The following is a 17,336-nucleotide window of genomic DNA, read 5'->3' on the forward strand; positions in this document are numbered from 1 at the left end:
TTTAAGAGCTGCTCCGCTGCGCGTGCTCGACTAAACCGGCGACTGTTTCTCGCAGCAATTCGGCGCCGCCAAATTGCATTCCCAGAGCTTGGATTTTGTCGGTCGAGATCTGATGCTTGGGCTGCTTGGGCTCACCTGAGATCTGAGCCGAGCTTCCTGAAAGCTCCTTGGCTAGGTTCGCAACGTCGAGTTCAGAGATGTATTGATCGTAGCAGTTGTAGGCTTCTCCTTTGATCCCATCTGCTTTAAGAAGGAGGCCGATGGCCTTCGCTACATCAGCGGCATGGACTTCCTTGCCGCCGCGAGAGCATTCAACGCTTTCTCCGCGGACGACTGCCGCGATCAAGTCGTACCATTTGCTCTGCTCTGCCGGGTGGGCAACACCGTAGACGCCAGTGGGCCGGACAGCGCAGATTGGATAGTCTTGGCCGAGGCCGAAGCTATGAACAAATTTCTCAATCGCCGCTTTGTGCGCCCCATAGTGACTCTTCGCCCAGAGGGGATGTGTTTCATCGAGCGGGCGATCATCGAGAATTTTATCGTGGACCGCACAAGTCGAGACCGTCACGAAACGCCCGGCACCGGACTGGCGGGCGGCCTGAATCAACTTGAGCGTACCGACCACGTTCTTCTCGACAAAGTCAATCAGATCGCCTTCGGCGCCCATGAACCCTGCACCCGGTCGATCGAGCGCCGCATGGACCACGGCATCACAACCATCGACCAACGTGTCAGCTTGCTTTTGATCGCCCAGGTTGCCTTCCACCCATGTCAGATCTTGGATGTGCTCGAAACCTTGCCGGTCACTGGAGGCGCGGTGCAAGCAGCGCAGTGAGTGGCCTTCGTTGTTGAGATAATCGACAATGTAACGACCGATGAAACCTGTCGCGCCCGTCAATGCAATCTTCATGTCTGTCTCCGTTGGGAGTGTCTCGGATTTCCTTTGGGAAATGCAACGTATGCTTCGGAGAGGCCGATGTCGAGGCGGTTGGATGCGTACTCGGTGAGGGGGGGAGAGCTCGCGACGGTCGTAGCCGTCGGTCGACTATGTAGCCAGACGGCTTCGCCCGTCTGGGCTGTGGGAGAGAGTGCCTGTTACTCGCGACGGTCGGAGCCGTCGGTCGACAATGTAGCCAGACGGCTCCGCCCGTCTGAGCTGTGGAGAGAGTGCCTGTTGCTCGCGACGGTCGGAGCCGTCGGTTGACAATGTAGCCAGACGGCTCCGCCCGTCTGAGCTGTGGGAGAGAGTGCCTGTTGCTCGCGACGGTCGGAGCCGTCGGTCGACTATGTAGCCAGACGGCTCCGCCCGTCTGAGCTGGGAGAGAGTGCCTGTTACTCGCGACGGTCGGAGCCGTCGGTCGACAATGTAGCCAGACGGCTCCGCCCGTCTGAGCTGGGGAGAGAGTGCTTGTTGCTCGCGACGGTCGGAGCCGTCGGTCGACTATGTTTACCCTACTTGGCTGGTGCCAGGGCGGGTTGTATCTCGTCGGCCTTGGCTGTGGGGGTTGCGTCGGCATCGAGGTCGCCGATGGCGTATTGAATTCCGTCGAGCATGTGACGCAGCATCGCTGGGTTCTGGAAGGTCTCGTTGCGGTGTCCGAAGTTGGTGTAGAAGATTCGGCCATCGCCCGCCTGTCGGATCCAAGACACGGGGACTTCACGCGGTCCGTCATCGATTCGCTTGGATACCTCCTCTTGGTTCATGTCGAGGCTCACGAGTAACCGCAAGACCTCGGGGCCTTGATAGCTTTCCGGCTGGTATTGATAGATCTCGTCACTGTGCCAGAAACCTTGACCGTCAAAAGCGTCGTTGAGGACATGCTCGGGATCATCGAGTTTGAATGCCCAGGTACCGCCCGCACCCCAGGGGTGACCGCTGAATTGGCCGCCGATCAGCGCCCGACACCTTGGGAAATCACCAAAGTTGTCGCTGGCGGCGTGGATACCAGCGAGGCCGTTACCGTCGGCAATGAAGTCGAGCAGAGCATTCTGTTGCGACGGCTCTTGGAACTGCATCCCGGTCGTGTTGTTTAAGAGCACGAGGTCGTAGTTCGCGAGGTTCTCGTTGGTGAAGACGTCATAAGTGTCGGCAAAGTCTGCTTGGAACGCACCGGTTTTTTCTGCCATCGCCTTGATCGCCTGATTGGCATAGGGGATGGAACCGTGGACGAAGCCTTCGCAGCGATAGAAGACGAGAATCTTGCGAGTGGCTCGTGGTTTCGCTGTCGGCGTGGCTGGGACGGCGCGACCAATCGTCTGCTGCGCCGCGTCAGAGAGCGGCTTGAAAATTTCTTGTTTCTTCTTCTGCCATGGATCGACAGTATCCTGGGCGTCCGCAGGGTCGATGCCCCAAGTGAGCGAGCAGAGTGTGGAGGCAAGGCAGATGGTCGAGGCGAGCAAGACGCGCGAAAGCTTGATCATGGGGAACTCAGGTGGGAGGTGGGGAAGGAGGGCTGTCGCTGAATAGGTCGGCTGACAAGAGCGGAATCATTTCTCCCGACGTGCTTCTCATCGTGTGCGTTCAGACCGCGGATGACTCGCGAACGAGGAGCTGATCGACCTCATTGCTGACGATGACGCCATAGTTGATCGCGCCGAGCCACCCGCTCATGATAATTCCCACGCTGCCGGCGTGGTACATGCCGCTGATTTGGTCTCCCAACGCGCGGCTGACGGCGAGCCCTTCGAACTTGGTGCCGAAGCTGGCGCCGGATTCATGCATGGTGTAGTGTTGGAACGTTCGCGGCGTCGCGGCTTCGGCCCGATCGATCTTGTCCCGCACACCAGGGATGTACTTTTCAAGTGCTTCGATCGTGGTCTCGATCAAATCTTGCTTGCTGGCTTCATAGTCCGCTGGGTTCAAGTCGGCCCAATCGGACCAGTTCGCATTCGTACTGCTGACGATCGCGTATCGTTCCTTCTTGGTAGGCCGGGTACGCGGGTAGTAAAAACTAAAGGTTCGCGAGGTGATATCGCGGCTGAGCAACAAGTCGGTGCGAAACTCTTCGGCAGTACTTGTGAAGAACAGGTCGCCACTGGATTCGTCGATTTCCTCGCCCGGTTTGAGTGCCATGTAGACCTGGGTACTGGAGTTATTCAGACGCACGGCCTCGGTCTGCTCCACGAAATCCCGGTCGAGTTTCTCCGGCCCAATCATCTTGAGAACTGTCGTGCGGAGGTTCGCATTGCTAACGACAGCCCGGCAGCGAATCGAGCGACCATGGACGCGGACACCTGCAACGCGAGTCCCTTGGACGGGGCTATCGGAAACCTCGATTTGCTCGACGGGGCAATTGATGCGGATGTCGACACCGTTGGAGACGAGTTCCTTCTTCATCCGGGCGACGAGATCGTCGGTGCCGCCTTCATAGATGAACACCCCTTTGCTCATGAAGTTGCTGAACACGATCCCGTAGGTAATTGCGGGGTCTTCCAGGGTCGAGCCGTTGGCATAGGTGATGGGCTCCATCAGCAAGCGGACGACGTCGTCGCGACCGGGGAAGAACCGATCGAAAAGTTGCCGGGTCGTTGTTGATTGATCGTCGTAAAAGTTCATGCCCCGCGCGGTGTCGAAGAACTCGCTAACAGTGGCCGCCTCGATACCGAACTGGGTCGTCAACAAGCGAGTGAAATCTTCGCGATTGAAGGTTGTCGTTAGCGAAAACTGTGGGTTATCGAATCGGATGTTCTTGAGTTGGACAATTCGATCGGCAATGTCGCGACTCCAGTACCGGCGACAGGACTTGATCATGCCATGGGGGAAGCCGTGTAGTGAGATGTCGAAGGTATGGCCACCGGGGCGAAGGAACCAGGTCGCCAGTCCACCGAGTTTGTAGTGCTGTTCGAGCAACAGGACCCGGTGGCCGGCCCGGCCGAGGATATTGGCGGAGGTCATGCCAGCCAAACCGCTGCCGATCACGACGACGTCGTACTCGTCGGCAACCCCTTTGAGAAAGTCCTTGGCCATGAATTTTGACTTGCGTTGAAAAGCGTGGATTGTGGAGTAAACAGGAGAAATCGCTGGCTCATTGTCACCCTGAGCGTCTTAGATTGTAGGGAATTTCTGCTATCCGTCTTGGGGACACGTCTGGAAAAGCGTGCTCGATGGACTCCACAATCGCCCGGTCGGGGCGTTGAGCCTTTGCGACTCCAACGCTACTCTGCGAGGCGACTCTTTCCCGGCAATCCCGCAGCCCGACCGTCGCAACCGGTCCGAGCTCTCACCCTACTCATTGTTTTTGACGTGACCGCTCCTCATTCGGCATTGAAACTCCCCGACGACCAGCGAATTGTCATCACGGGCATCGGGCTAACTTCCCCCAATGGCAACGATTTGGGCTCTTTCCGCGAAGCGCTGTTGGAAAAACGCAGCGGTGTCCAGCCCTACGAGATTCGCTATTTCGGAGAAACCCTGGCGGGAATCTGTGATTTCAACGCGACCAAACATCAGTCCAAAAAGGACATCCGGCGTGGCACGCGGGCCGGCAGTGTGGGCGTCTATACCGCCAACGAAGCGATCGCGGACTCAGGAGTGGACTGGGAAAATACCGACAAGTCACGAGTCGGCATCTACGTCGGCGTGACCGAGCACGGTAACGTCGAGACCGAGAACGAGATTTACGTCATCAAGGGATTTGATTACGACACGAGCTGTTGGTCGCATCACCACAACCCCCGCACGGTCGCGAACAATCCCGCCGGAGAGATCGCCCTCAACCTTAGCGTCACGGGGCCGCATTACACGATTGGTGCTGCCTGTGCGGCGGGGAATGCCGGGATTATTCAGGGTGCCCAAATGCTGCGTCTGGGCGAATGCGACCTCGCCATCGCGGGCGGGACGAGCGAGAGCATTCACACGTTCGGGATCTTTGCGAGCTTCAACAGCCAGAATGCGTTGGCAACTCACACGGATCCAGCCGCTGCCTCGCGACCATTCGACAAGAATCGCAACGGCATTGTCGTCGCCGAGGGTGGGTGTTTGTACACACTCGAGCGGCTCAGTGACGCCAAGGCTCGCGGAGCCGAGATTTATGGCGAGCTGGTCGGATATGCGATGAATACGGACGCAACGGACTTTGTTCTGCCCAATCCTGAGCGGCAAGCTCAATGTGTGCAGATGGCGCTGAACAAAGCGGGGCTCGAAGCGAATCATATCGACATTCTCAGCACCCACGCCACAGGGACGATGAGCGGGGATGCGCAGGAATGCAAAGCCCTGCGATCGATTTTTGGTGAGTGCGACAACGTGCGGATCAACAACACCAAGAGCTACATCGGGCACGCCATGGGAGCGGCCGGGGCGCTCGAATTGGCAGGCAATTTGATGGCGTTTCGTGACGGGGTGGTGCACCCGACGATCAATGTCGACGAGCTCGATCCGGACTGCGAGCTGCCCGGATTGGTGCTCAACGAACCGGAGCAGCGGCCACAGGTTGACTACATTCTCAACAATTCGTTCGGGATGCTAGGAATCAATTCGGTCGTCATTATCGGGCGTGTTTGATCGCTTAGGCCTTGTGCGTTTTCGTTCTGGCCCCGAAACTATTGCCCCCACGCGCCTGATAGACGCGCTGGGATTGCATTTTCTTGTGCCTGGCTCCACCCTTCCATTTCCTCACGTCCACTCGCGTCCATGACCCCCGCTGAAATTCGCGTTGAAATCCTTGATATCCTCGAAGACATCTCTCCCGATGAGGATCTCAACGGTCTCGATGATCAAAAACCGTTTCGAGACCAACTCGAGCTCGATTCGATGGATTTTCTCGATATCGTGATGGAGCTGCGCAAACGCCACCGCGTTCAGATTCCCGAGGAAGACTACGGAAATCTCGCTAGCATGGAATCGACGGTGACGTATCTCGAGCCCAAGATGAAAGACATCTAAGGCAGTCTCTCGCTCACGCGTCGGGTTACCATTTGCACGCAGTTTTGGCAGTTCAGGCCGAATCAACAGTCCGTTAGCGGAGAGAAGCTTGCCATGTACGATACGATCATCATTGGCGCGGGCATGAGCGGTTTGGCCGCCGGCATTCGACTCGCTCATTTCGATCAGCGTGTCTGTATTTTGGAGCGACACTATACCATCGGTGGACTCAATTCGTTCTACCGCATGGGGGGCCGGGATTACGATGTGGGCCTGCACGCAATGACCAACTTCGCCCGCAAAGGCGATAAACGCGGGCCGTTGGCGAAGCTGATCCGGCAGCTGCGGTTCGGTTGGGAAGATTTCAAGCTCGCCGAACAGATTGGATCCTCGATCCGGTTCCCAGGCGTTTCGCTGGATTTCAATAACGACATCGAGCTACTCGAGAATGAGATCGCCGCTCGGTTCCCCGGCCAAATCGATGGTTTTCGTAGCCTCTGCGAATCGTTATTGGATTACTCGGACATGGACGGCGGGTCGCCCGAGTTCATGCGGAGCGCTCGCGAGGTGCTCCAGGAGCACCTGAGCGAACCGCTGTTGATCGAGATGCTGCTTTGCCCACTGATGTGGTACGGCAACGCGCGGCAGAACGACATGGACTACGGCCAGTTCTGTATTATGTTTCGCGCCTGCTACCTCGAGGGTTTTGGACGTCCCTACAAAGGCGTGCGGACGATTCTCAAAAACCTCGTACGCAAGTTCCGCGGCCTCGGGGGCGAGCTGAAGCTGCGGCACGGAGTCTCACGGATTCACGTCGAGAATGGACGCGCCGTGGGCGTGGTGCTCGATGATGGAACGGAACTGGAAGGCAAACGCATCCTCTCGTCGGCAGGTAATATCGAGACGATGCGGATGTGCGATGACATCACAGCCCCAGAGGTTGCCAAGGCGGGCCAGCTGTCGTTTATCGAATCGATCAGCGTGCTCGACCGCGACCCCCAGGAACTCGGTTTTGACCGCACGATCGTGTTCTACAATGATTCAGAGAAGTTCCATTGGCAGCGTCCCGACGATCACCTCTGTGATCTCCGCACGGGAGTGATCTGCAGCCCCAATAACTACGTCTACGACGCCGACGAGGGGCAGCTTCCCGATGGCGTGGTCCGCATCACAACGCTCGCCAATCACGACCACTGGTGCGAATTGCCTGAAAATAAGTACCAGGCGGCCAAGGTGACTCAGTACGATGCCGCTGTGGCATCGGCCGTGCGGTTCATGCCCGATTTTCGATCCCATGTCGTCGCTACCGACGTGTTCACCCCCAAAACCATTCGTCGCTTCACCTTCCACGACAACGGTGCTGTGTACGGTGCACCCGACAAGCAACTCGACGGTTGCACTCATCTCCCCAATCTCTATCTCTGTGGTACCGATCAGGGATTCGTGGGCATCGTCGGTGCCATCGTCAGTGGGATCAGCATGGCCAACCGCCACTGCTTGGTGCCTGACGCATAGGTTGGCCTTCAGCTTCAGGGCAGCATAAAAAAACCTCGCATGACTTGCATCATGCGAGGCGAATAGAAGCTTTCTTCTCAGTGGACGCTAGGCCTCCTGATTGACAGCCGTTGCTTAGATGTCCGAAGCGGCGTCGGCAGCTTCACCGGCGGCGTCGTTGGCCGCATCAGCTGCATTGTCAGCAGCGTCGCTGGCGGCATCAGCAGCTTCCTCAGCGCCGTCTTGGACGGGCTCAGGCGGTGCGTTTGCTTCGTCGCTGCTGCTGGGCACAGCATCGCCTTCGCTCGCAGCGTCAGCTTCTGCAGCAGGCGCGGCAGCGGCTTCTTCGTCCGATGCGGCAGCTTCTTCGGAAGCGGCAGCTTCGTCTGCAGCAGCGGCTTCATCGGCCGTCGTGTTCACGCTACCAGGGACGAGAGTCTCGCCTGGTGCGAGTTCGATGCCCTGGCTGCTGGCTGCAGGCTGCGATTCGAGAACCGAGCTTCCGCTACCGCCACAGCAAGGAGTTGCTTGAGGCGCTGCAGGGGCAGGGGCAGGAGCGGCAGCGCCGCAACATGGCTTCGCCGCATGACCGTGATGGCCATGGTGACCATGGTGCTTGTGATGCCCCTTCGAGCTACCACAGCAAGGCTCTGGAGCAGGCTCGCAGCAGGGCTCTGGTGCTGGAGTGCAGCAAGGTTGTGGGGCTGGTTCGCAGCAGTTGTGCTTGGCGAATAGCCGATGGAAGAGACCACCTGCGTTCGCTGGGCTGCTCATTGTGACCGTCGCACCCATCAGTAATGCGAAGGCGGCCGTTGCTTTCACCAAATTCCGACTCATCTAATTCTCCCAAAAAGTTTCGGAGTTTTCGGTGCGATCCGAGTTCGCACACTGGAAACATTTGGGGTGCAACCGAGCACCCCTGTGAAATTTTTTCACCAGACGACGCCGCACGCTGCGATGCCGTCCTCCCCAGAAACGAGCCAGCCTCCGAAGATTCCTCCCCGACGGCCTGTGGCGACTTGACCACTTTCGTTCTGCGTTATTGCCTACAGTAGCCACGTTAACGCCGATGTCAATTGCCTAAACCTCCTAATTTCCACAAGTCGGTTTGGGCTCTCGGGCATCGCTTCGACGAGTGTCGTCGAATGCAAATCGCTACTGCAAAAATAACCTGGCGATCATTCACCACGCAGCACTCTTCGTGCCAAAAACGCAAGCCAACGCGCGACGCGTCTGCCGGACGCCATTCGTTTCGGGCTGCGAAGCGGTCTTGGCACCGACGCGTCAGCGATCCTCTGGCGGTATTTGCCAGCAATCTCGCTGGTGCCTCTGGATTGGATAGTGTGGCAGCCTCGCGTTGGTCAGACTCCGAATCTTGAATCGCAGCAGAAATGATGAGTATGCATCCAGCCGTCGTGACGAAGCACGCTGCCGTCGGATCAGCCATTTTTCTGCGTCAAACTACTCCAACGCGGCGACCAGTTGTGACACCAAATCAGCCGCTTTTAAATTCTTGTTTGTCCAATCTGTCTTGTCGGTGATTTCCAGTTGCGCGGACGTCATCGGCATCCGCCACCTGTCGACAAATACGTCCGTCAAGTCGCGGCGTGCAGCAATCGACGCGCAGACATACCAGTTCAACGATTGCTCGATAGCCGACCTCTCATCGTTCGCTTTCACTTCAGGACACTCGTGAAGGGCCTGGAAAAAGTTTTCGACCCACTCGTCGCCTCCGAAATGTCGACGCAGTTTCAGCATGGCGGCTGCGTACAATACCGGTTGATCGCTCGGAATGATTGCCTGGCTGGTGATAGGGTCTCTTAAACGGTGGGATTTCTCCCCGCTTCCCAGGTTGGTAAATGCGTCCAGGAACGAAAGATCGGACTTCGCATAAACCTCTTCACAGCCTTCGATGATCCGTCGCGTCGCTGCGTCTTCATCTTGGCACTGAAGTGTGTCCATGCAAACACATCGCATGAAAACTGCATAGCCCGTTGTGAACAACGAGTGTCGGTCTCCGAAGAGATAGAAATTCCTGCCCATTTCATAGAAATAGTAGTGCGGAAACACATCGCGATTGCGGCGGACACTCGGAAAGTCTTTGTCGTAAAACCCAGCGACTTCGATTCCCGAAAACCCTACGTAGCCACAGCCATATCCGCAGGATAGCCCAGGTTTCGGCAATGCACAGATCGTAGTTTTATTGTCGATCTGCTTGAGAGGTTTGGGAGCCTTGCCGACGAGGTCAAGGTAGAGTTGCCAACCCGCATCCAGTCTGCCGATAATCCGAGTCATCGTCTTCGGGTCGTAGTCACCGGGAGTCGTTAATAACACGACGTGCTTGCCCGACCAAGGAACCATTTGGAACGAGACATTCTGCTCTCTCCAGCGATCTGGATTGAATGCCAGTGCTGAATAATCCACCAATCGGTTCGCGTCTTGGCCGAATCCATTCAGTGCCATTTTGGAATGAGAGATCCCGAGAATCACGCATACGACAACAAGCACTCTTGTACTAACTTGCATCATGAAAACCCCTTAGCTAGGACCAGTCCCAAGTGAAGTTGCCCACGGAACATTGAGATCGAAACATCGCTCGATCATTGTATTCTGAACTGGGCAGTCGCGTTGGCATGGAAGCAGCGAAACGGATTGGATCATCCGTAGGTGTCGCTGCGCTTGCCTACTGCTCTTCTCTGGAATCTCTCCAGGATTGGTTGCGGCGGTACACAACTGCCGATACGCGGATCTTCGACTTGAGCGATTGGGCCAGGCGAATCACTTCGCGGAGATACGGAGAAAACCGCGGTAGCGAATTTGCTAACGCGGTTTTTTGAAGAAGCGACGCGGACGGGACTCGAACCCGCAACCTCCGGATCGACAGTCCGAACCCGTGATAGCCTGGAATCACGCTTTTGCATATAGGCGTGACGTGATATTAGCAGCATTTTTGGCGTTTGCAACTCGATGCAGTCAATCGCACTCAGACACGAGGATTTCGGGTATTCCTCTGTGCCGTTTGGGTATTTACCCGGCGATGAAATTCCGAGAAAACGGACTCGGTGACGCCCGCTCCCTGTCGTGAAAGTACCTGCCGAAATCCGGCGCAAATCATGGATGCGAGCACTCGGCCCCTCCCCACAAGCAAACAGTGAAAGTTCACGGGTTGCAGTGCGCAAATTATGGCCAAAAACACGGGCGTGAGCGTCATAGCATGGATGGGCAAGGGGGTGATTCGACATGGATTCGCCAAAACATCGCGTCCCAAGGCGAATACACTACCTGAAGCCACCCGTATGGCTGGTTCAGCGGGAGCAGTTTCAGTATCGGATAGACCCTGCCGACGCTGCATCCTGCGGTCGTTTGAGCTCGTCCTACGCGGCACCCTGCAACACCAATCGCCCGGAATCGAATACACCTCTGTGCGGTTCGAGCCAGTTCGTATTATTCACCCGGTCGGATCCACTGGGACATGGAGAGATGCCGGATCTCACTTCGTTCTACTCACACCACCTCTCCGCGACTGGTTGCCGAATGTGTCGGCCGAAAAATGGATTCAATCGACAAACACTCGCTATCCGAACGTGACATCTGCACCAAGTTCATCACCCCCGCAATCGTGGGTGCAGGTTGGGATGTGCAGCTTCAGGTCCGTGAAGAGGTCACGTTTACCGACGGGCGCGTGATTGTGAAGGGCCGGTCGACCTCGCGAGGGCCGAAAAAGCGAGCTGACTACGTTCTGTACCACAAACCAGGGATGCCGCTGGCGGTTGTCGAAGCCAAGGACAATACGCACTCTGTTGGCGATGGGATGCAGCAAGCCCTGGCATACTCGCACCAGGACTGCCTCGATGTGCCGTTCGCCTTTAGCAGCAACAGCGATGGGTTTCTGATCCACGATCGCACGGGCACGTTTCCGCACAAAGAGTTCGAAGTGTCGCTCGACCAGTTCCCAACCCCGAAGGACCTGTGGGACCGGAACCTCCGGTGGCGTGGGATTAACGAGCAGGCCGAAGAGATTGTCGAGTCCGATTTCTAAGTGGACGCGACCGAGAAGTTTGCACGCTACTATCAGGTAAACGCCATCAACCGGACGGTCGAGGCGATTGCATCAGGCCGCGATCGGGCTCTATTGGTCATGGCCACGGGCACCGGCAAGACCTATACCGCGCTCCAGATCATTTGGCGGCTGTGGAAGTCCGGAGCCAAGAAGCGAATTCTATTCCTCGCCGATCGCAACATCTTGGTGGATCAAACCAAGACCAACGATTTCAAGCCGTTTGGCGGCGCGATGAACAAGATCCGCAACCGGACCGCAGACAAATCCTTCGAGGTTTTCCTGTCGCTCTATCAGGCAATCACCGGCCCTGACGAAGCGGACAAGGTTTTCAAAGCATTCTCGCCCGACTTCTTTGGCTTGATCGTGATCGATGAATGCCACCGCGGCAGCGCCAAGGACGATTCCGCATGGCGGGAAATCCTCGACTACTTCAGCGGCGCATCGCATCTTGGAATGACCGCGACACCGAAGGAGACGAAGTACGTCTCCAACATCCACTATTTCGGCGATCCCATTTACACGTACTCGCTCCGGCAGGGGATCGAGGATGGGTTTCTTGCGCCGTACAAGGTGATTCGCGTCGACATCGACAAGGACCTGCAGGGATGGCGTCCGACGAAAGGACAGGTCGACAAGCACGACAATCTGATCGAAGACCGAATCTACAACCAGACTGATTTTGACCGCTCTCTGGTGCTCGAAAAACGCACCGAGCTCGTTGCCCAACGAGTGACCGAATTCCTTGCCACCACGAACCCGTACGACAAGACGATTATCTTCTGTGAGGACATCGATCACGCCGAGCGGATGCGTCAGGCAATCGTCAATTGCAATCCTGACCTTGTTGCCGAGGACGACCGATACGTTGTCCGGATCACTGGCGACAACGCGGAAGGGAAGGCCCAGCTCGACTTCTTCATTGATCCCGAGTCGCGCTACCCGGTCATTGCGACGACATCCAAATTGATGGCGACGGGAGTGGACGCGAAGACCTGCAAGCTGATTGTGCTGGATCAACGAATCCAATCCATGACCGAGTTCAAACAGATCATCGGCCGTGGGACGCGAATCGACGAGGACTACGGCAAGCTATTTTTCACGATCATCGACTTCAAGCGGGCGACCGAGTTGTTTGCCGACCCCGACTTCGACGGCGATCCCATTTCCGATGAGGACTACGATCCCGAAGCGACAGGATCGGGAACTAAGGGGGGAGGAGATGGCGAGGGCGACGATACCACCGGAGGCGGTGATCCGCCGCCCGGCCCCGGCGCCAAGAAGTACTATGTCAACGATACGCCGGTCAGCGTGGTCGCCGAGCGGATTCAGTACTACGGTGCCGATGGCAAGCTGATCACCGAATCGCTGCGTGATTACACCAAGAAGAAAGTGATGTCCCGTTTCGCGTCCATGGACGAGTTCCTGCAAACCTGGAACTCAGCCGAAAAGAAAGCCGCGATCATGTCTGAGTTCGAACAGCAGGGCGTCTTGTTCGAAGCACTCGCGGATGACGTCGGCATCGATCTCGACCCCTTCGACCTGTTGTGCCATGTTGTGTACGGACAACCGCCCCTGACGCGGCGTGATCGAGCCGAGAAGGTGAAGAAGCGAGATTACTTCACCAAATATGGCGATCAGGCACGGGCCGTCCTAGAAGCTTTGCTAGAGAAGTACGCGAACCAGGGCATTTTGTCCATCGAAAGCATGGATGTGCTCAAAGTCGACCCCTTGGACGAATTTGGAACTCCGGTTGAGATCATCAAGTTATTCGGCGGCAAGGCCGGCTATCTCGCCGCGCTGAAGGATCTCGAAACTCAACTCTACGCCAACGCATCCTGAGAAAATGGCAATTTATCGATACACCCAAGTCGATATCGTGGCGCTCACTCCCACCAGCTTTTCAGACGTCGCTGTCTCTGAACGTGCGGATTTGCAACGTTTGCTCCAGGATCGGATAGAGATTCTTGATCCGAATTTGTTGGTTATCTCGGAGGAGTTTAGCGATTGGGAAGAAAGTAAACGCCGAATCGACCTGCTTGCGCTCGACCGAGAGGGGAACGTCGTGGTTGTCGAGCTCAAGCGAACCGAGGATGGTGGTCATATGGAGCTGCAAGCGTTGCGATATGCGGCGATGGTCAGTGCGATAACGTTTGCAGACGCGGAAAAAACTTTCGCGAACTACCTTGCCAAACGTGATGATGTTCGTGACGCGAAAGAGACGCTTTTATCATTTCTGGGCTGGGATGAACCCATTGAATCCGATTTCGGAAAAGCCGTGCGCGTTATGCTGGTTGCTGCGGAGTTCTCAAAGGAGATTACGACTTCCGTGCTGTGGCTTCGCGAGCAGAGGATCGATATATCCTGCGTCCGAATCAAACCCTATGGGACCAGGGAAGAACTGTTTCTGGATGTCCAAACCATCATTCCGTTGCCGGAAGCAGAGGCGTATCAGATCAAAATTCGTCAGAAGCAGGCAGCCAAGGATGGCAGTACTGTCTCGGCATGGAATGGCCACGACTTCTATGTATCGCTTGGCGAGTTTGACGATGCGAATTGGGACGATTGCCGAAAATACGGCTTTGTTGCTGGGAGCGGAGGCCGTTGGTTTACCCGGACTCTGGACCACTTATTTGTCGGCGCTCGCGTCTTTGTCCTCATTCCGAAACACGGCTACGTCGGCGTCGGCATCGTGAAAGAGAAAAATCAGACCGTTGACAAGTTTATGGTGGGCGAGGGCAGCGAAGCAAAGTGCCTGCTTGATCTCCCGTTGTCAGCAAAGGATATGAGCAATCACATCGGAGATCCGGACATGTGCAGCAACCTGGTCCGCGTGGAATGGATCAAGACCGTTTCCAGGGATCAGCCTTTCTGGGAACCAGGATTGTTCGCATCCCGGCACACGGCATGCAAGCTGAAGGACCAAAACACCATCGACAGAGTTTGCCAAAGATTTGGCATCGACAGTACGGCAGGAAACTAACGCAACATGTCTATCTCCACTACGATCAAATCCATTCAAGACATCATGCGGAAGGATGCGGGCACCTACGGGGATGCCCAGCGAATTGAGCAGCTTGCGTGGATGTTCTTCCTGAAAATTCTCGACGATCGCGAGACCGAGGAGGAACTGCTCGAAGATGACTTCCAATCACCGATCCCGAACAAGTATCGCTGGCGTAATTGGGCGACCGATGAAGAAGGCATGACCGGCGATAGCTTGCTCGATTTCGTTGACAACGGACTGCTTCCTGCGTTGAAAAACCTAACCGTCTCGGCGGCTAATCCTCGCGCCGTGGTCATCCGGTCCGCCTTTGACGATGCCAACCAGTACATGAAGAACGGCACGTTGATGCGCCAGGTCATCAACAAGATCAATCACATCGATTTCAACAACAGCAAAGACAGGCACCTGTTCGGCGACGTCTATGAGCAAATCCTCAAAGACCTGCAATCGGCGGGCAACGCGGGCGAGTTCTACACGCCGCGAGCAATCACGCAGTTCATGGTCCAGCAAACCGCTCCGCAGCTGGGTGAGCAGATCCTCGATCCGGCGTGTGGCACGGGCGGCTTCCTCACCGCCGTCATCGATTACATCCGTGAAGAGACCGGCCAAGTCAAAAAACCGGCTCAGGAAGATACCCTGCAAGCCAGCATTCACGGTGTCGAGAAAAAGCACTTGCCGCACATTCTCTGCACCACGAATCTGCTGCTGCACGGCATCGACGTCCCCTCGCAGATCCGCCACGACAACACGCTCAGCCGCCCGCTGCGGGACTACGGTCCAAAAGATCGTGTAGACGTCATCGTCACCAACCCGCCCTTCGGCGGCATGGAAGAAGACGGTATCGAGTTGAACTTCCCCAAAGCGTTTCAAACCCGCGAAACTGCCGACTTGTTCCTCGTCCTGATCACGCACCTGCTCAAGGACGGGGGGCGCGGCGCCATCGTCCTGCCCGATGGCACGTTGTTCGGCGAAGGCGTGAAAACGCGGATCAAGGAACGCCTGCTCGACGAGTGCAACCTGCACACGATCGTCCGCCTTCCCAACGGAGTCTTTGCGCCCTACACCAGCATCAAGACCAATCTGCTGTTCTTCACCAAGGGACAGAAAGGCAAGAAAGGGGCTACAAAAGACATCTGGTTCTACGAGCATCCGTATCCGCCCGGCGCCAAGAGCTACAACAAGACCAAGCCGATCCGCATCGAAGAGTTCGACGCGGAGAAGAAGTGGTGGGGCAAGCCGGACGCGCGGGGCGGGTTCAAAGGCCGCAAAGCTAGCGAGCGGGCGTGGAAGGTCACCGCGGCCGAAATCATTGAGAACGGCTACAACCTCGACATCAAGAACCCACACAACTCCGACACCGGTCCTGGCGATCCCGACGAACTGCTGGCCGAACTGGAATCGATCCGCGCCGCCAGCCGCCAGACGCTCGACCAGCTCAAAAGCGAGCTCGCCACGGCGCTGTCCTCATCGGGAGGTGGGAAGTAGCGGTGGCCGATAACACTCAACTCACAACGCCAGCTCAGTTCACCGAACTGCTGAGCACCATCCAGATCGTCGACGGGCGATTGGCTAGCCACGCATCCCGGGCGGTCAACATCAGCTTGACGGCCCGCAACTGGCTGATCGGTTACTACATCCACCAGTACGAACAAAACGGCGAAGATCGAGCCACCTACGGCGACAAATTGCTCAACCGGCTCTCCGAAGAACTGGGGGAAGCGGGCGTCAGCCGCACCGAAGCAAGGGAACTGCGTCGCTATCGGAAATTCTATCGGGCCTATCCGAGCATTCGGGAGTCGTTGTCTCCCGAATTCCGCAAACTACTGCCAGTTAATGACTTCGGGTCAGACGAACCAATTCGGGAGACACCGTCTCCCATTTCGGTGGATCCCATGCGGGACTCACAGAAATCCGTTTCCGCCTCCGACATCATCACCAAGCTGGCCTTCAGTCACATCGCCGAACTGATCGCTCTGGACACCCCCGAAAAACGCGAGTTCTACGCCGCCCAATGCATCTCTGGAGTCTGGTCCGTCCGAGAGCTACGGCGGCAGATCGCCAGCCTGCTGTACGAACGCAGCGAACTGTCTACCAACAAACGGAAACTGGATCAGCTCACCGCAACCACCGCCGAAACTCAGCCATCGGCACTTGTCATTCGCGACCCGTACATCTTCGAGTTCCTCGGCCTGCGTCCCGCTGAGGTGATGAGCGAATCGCATTTGGAAGACCAACTGCTCAGCAAGTTACAGGACTTTCTGCTCGAACTCGGGCAAGGGTTCTGTTTCGAAGCACGCCAGAAACGCATTCTGATCGGCGACACCCACAACTTCATCGACCTCGTATTCTACCACCGCATCCTCAAGTGCCACGTGCTGGTCGAACTCAAGCTCGAATCATTCAGTCATGAAAACATCGGCCAGTTGAACACGTACGTCAGTTGGTACGACCGCAATGTGCGGAGTGAAGACGACAACCCACCGATCGGCATCTTGTTGTGTACTGATCATGACAAGTCCCTCGTCGAATACGCCTTGGCGGGCATGGACAACTCGCTGTTCGTGTCTCAGTACCAACTGCAACTTCCCAGCAAGGAAGTGTTGCAAGCCCAGCTCGACGCCGAACGCCAGCGACTGAAATCGCTCAGTGAAGGAGGTGAGCAATGAGTTTAGCCGAACCGTTGGATACACCTCCGTGGGAGTCGCCAGAGTGGCAGGAAGCGGTCTGCCAGACTCCCGGCTTAAAGCCGTTTTTCGACAACCTTGAGTCGTTTGTGGAGTTGCCGAGCGGTTCTTCTCGGAATTTAGTGGCACGTATTTTCCGGCATCAGATCGAGTTTGCCGCAGTAAAACAGAATCCTGAGTCGGTAGTTGGCGAAGGAACGAAAGCCTCTTGCGGCTGACTTGATGGATTGA

11 protein-coding genes and 1 pseudogene are annotated in these 17,336 nt (G+C 56.6%); 7 read left to right on the top strand and 5 right to left on the bottom strand.

What is annotated here, in order from left to right; translation table 11 throughout:
* Position 1: 1 nt before the first annotated feature.
* The 3 genes from CA85_RS23295 to CA85_RS23305 form a co-directional block, all read right to left on the bottom strand.
* Positions 2-910 carry an NAD-dependent epimerase/dehydratase family protein gene (locus CA85_RS23295; RefSeq protein WP_146393889.1) on the bottom strand — a complete coding sequence of 303 codons (909 nt, stop codon included), beginning with the start codon at positions 908-910 and terminating at the stop codon, positions 2-4.
* A 542-nt stretch (positions 911-1,452) separates the two neighbouring features.
* Positions 1,453-2,421, bottom strand: a complete 969-nt coding sequence (locus CA85_RS23300) for a ThuA domain-containing protein (protein WP_146393891.1) — start codon at positions 2,419-2,421, stop codon at positions 1,453-1,455.
* 100 nt (positions 2,422-2,521) lie between these two features.
* Positions 2,522-3,967, bottom strand: a complete 1,446-nt coding sequence (locus CA85_RS23305) for a phytoene desaturase family protein (RefSeq protein ID WP_146393893.1) — start codon at positions 3,965-3,967, stop codon at positions 2,522-2,524.
* Positions 3,968-4,243: 276 nt separating this feature from the next.
* Here CA85_RS23305 and CA85_RS23310 point away from each other — a divergent pair, with 276 nt between their 5' ends.
* From CA85_RS23310 to CA85_RS23320, 3 genes are all read left to right on the top strand, one after another.
* On the top strand, positions 4,244-5,503 hold the full coding sequence (locus CA85_RS23310) for a beta-ketoacyl-[acyl-carrier-protein] synthase family protein (RefSeq protein ID WP_146393895.1): 1,260 nt from the start codon (positions 4,244-4,246) through the stop codon (positions 5,501-5,503).
* Between the two features lie 129 nt (positions 5,504-5,632).
* Positions 5,633-5,884, top strand: coding sequence for an acyl carrier protein (locus tag CA85_RS23315; RefSeq protein ID WP_146393897.1), 252 nt, complete (start codon positions 5,633-5,635; stop codon positions 5,882-5,884).
* A gap of 93 nt (positions 5,885-5,977) precedes the next feature.
* The gene (locus CA85_RS23320; protein WP_146393899.1) at positions 5,978-7,378 is read left to right on the top strand and encodes a phytoene desaturase family protein; all 1,401 of its coding nucleotides are present in this window, start codon (positions 5,978-5,980) and stop codon (positions 7,376-7,378) included.
* 114 nt (positions 7,379-7,492) lie between these two features.
* Here the strand turns inward: CA85_RS23320 and CA85_RS25235 are convergent, their stop codons facing one another.
* Both CA85_RS25235 and CA85_RS23330 read right to left on the bottom strand, forming a co-directional pair.
* Positions 7,493-8,194: a hypothetical protein gene (locus tag CA85_RS25235; protein ID WP_186775172.1), complete on the bottom strand. Its 702-nt coding sequence runs from the start codon at positions 8,192-8,194 to the stop codon at positions 7,493-7,495.
* 624 nt (positions 8,195-8,818) lie between these two features.
* Positions 8,819-9,820, bottom strand: a complete 1,002-nt coding sequence (locus CA85_RS23330) for a calcium-binding protein (RefSeq protein WP_146393901.1) — start codon at positions 9,818-9,820, stop codon at positions 8,819-8,821.
* A gap of 1,087 nt (positions 9,821-10,907) precedes the next feature.
* On the opposite strand from CA85_RS23330, the pseudogene hsdR reads away from it, so the two are divergent.
* The 4 genes and pseudogenes from hsdR (at position 10,908) to CA85_RS23350 (ending at position 17,087) form a co-directional block, all read left to right on the top strand.
* Positions 10,908-13,256: pseudogene (gene hsdR / locus CA85_RS23335) on the top strand (EcoAI/FtnUII family type I restriction enzme subunit R).
* Positions 13,257-13,260: 4 nt separating this feature from the next.
* Positions 13,261-14,397, top strand: a complete 1,137-nt coding sequence (locus CA85_RS23340) for a PDDEXK family nuclease (protein ID WP_146393903.1) — start codon at positions 13,261-13,263, stop codon at positions 14,395-14,397.
* Positions 14,398-14,403: 6 nt separating this feature from the next.
* Positions 14,404-15,906, top strand: a complete 1,503-nt coding sequence (locus CA85_RS23345; protein ID WP_146393905.1) for a type I restriction-modification system subunit M — start codon at positions 14,404-14,406, stop codon at positions 15,904-15,906.
* A gap of 2 nt (positions 15,907-15,908) precedes the next feature.
* Positions 15,909-17,087, top strand: a complete 1,179-nt coding sequence (locus CA85_RS23350) for a PDDEXK nuclease domain-containing protein (RefSeq protein ID WP_222435518.1) — start codon at positions 15,909-15,911, stop codon at positions 17,085-17,087.
* The last annotated feature ends 249 nt before the right edge of the window (positions 17,088-17,336 follow it).

It is taken from the genome of Allorhodopirellula solitaria (genome assembly GCF_007859855.1).
GTDB lineage: Bacteria > Planctomycetota > Planctomycetia > Pirellulales > Pirellulaceae > Rhodopirellula > Rhodopirellula solitaria.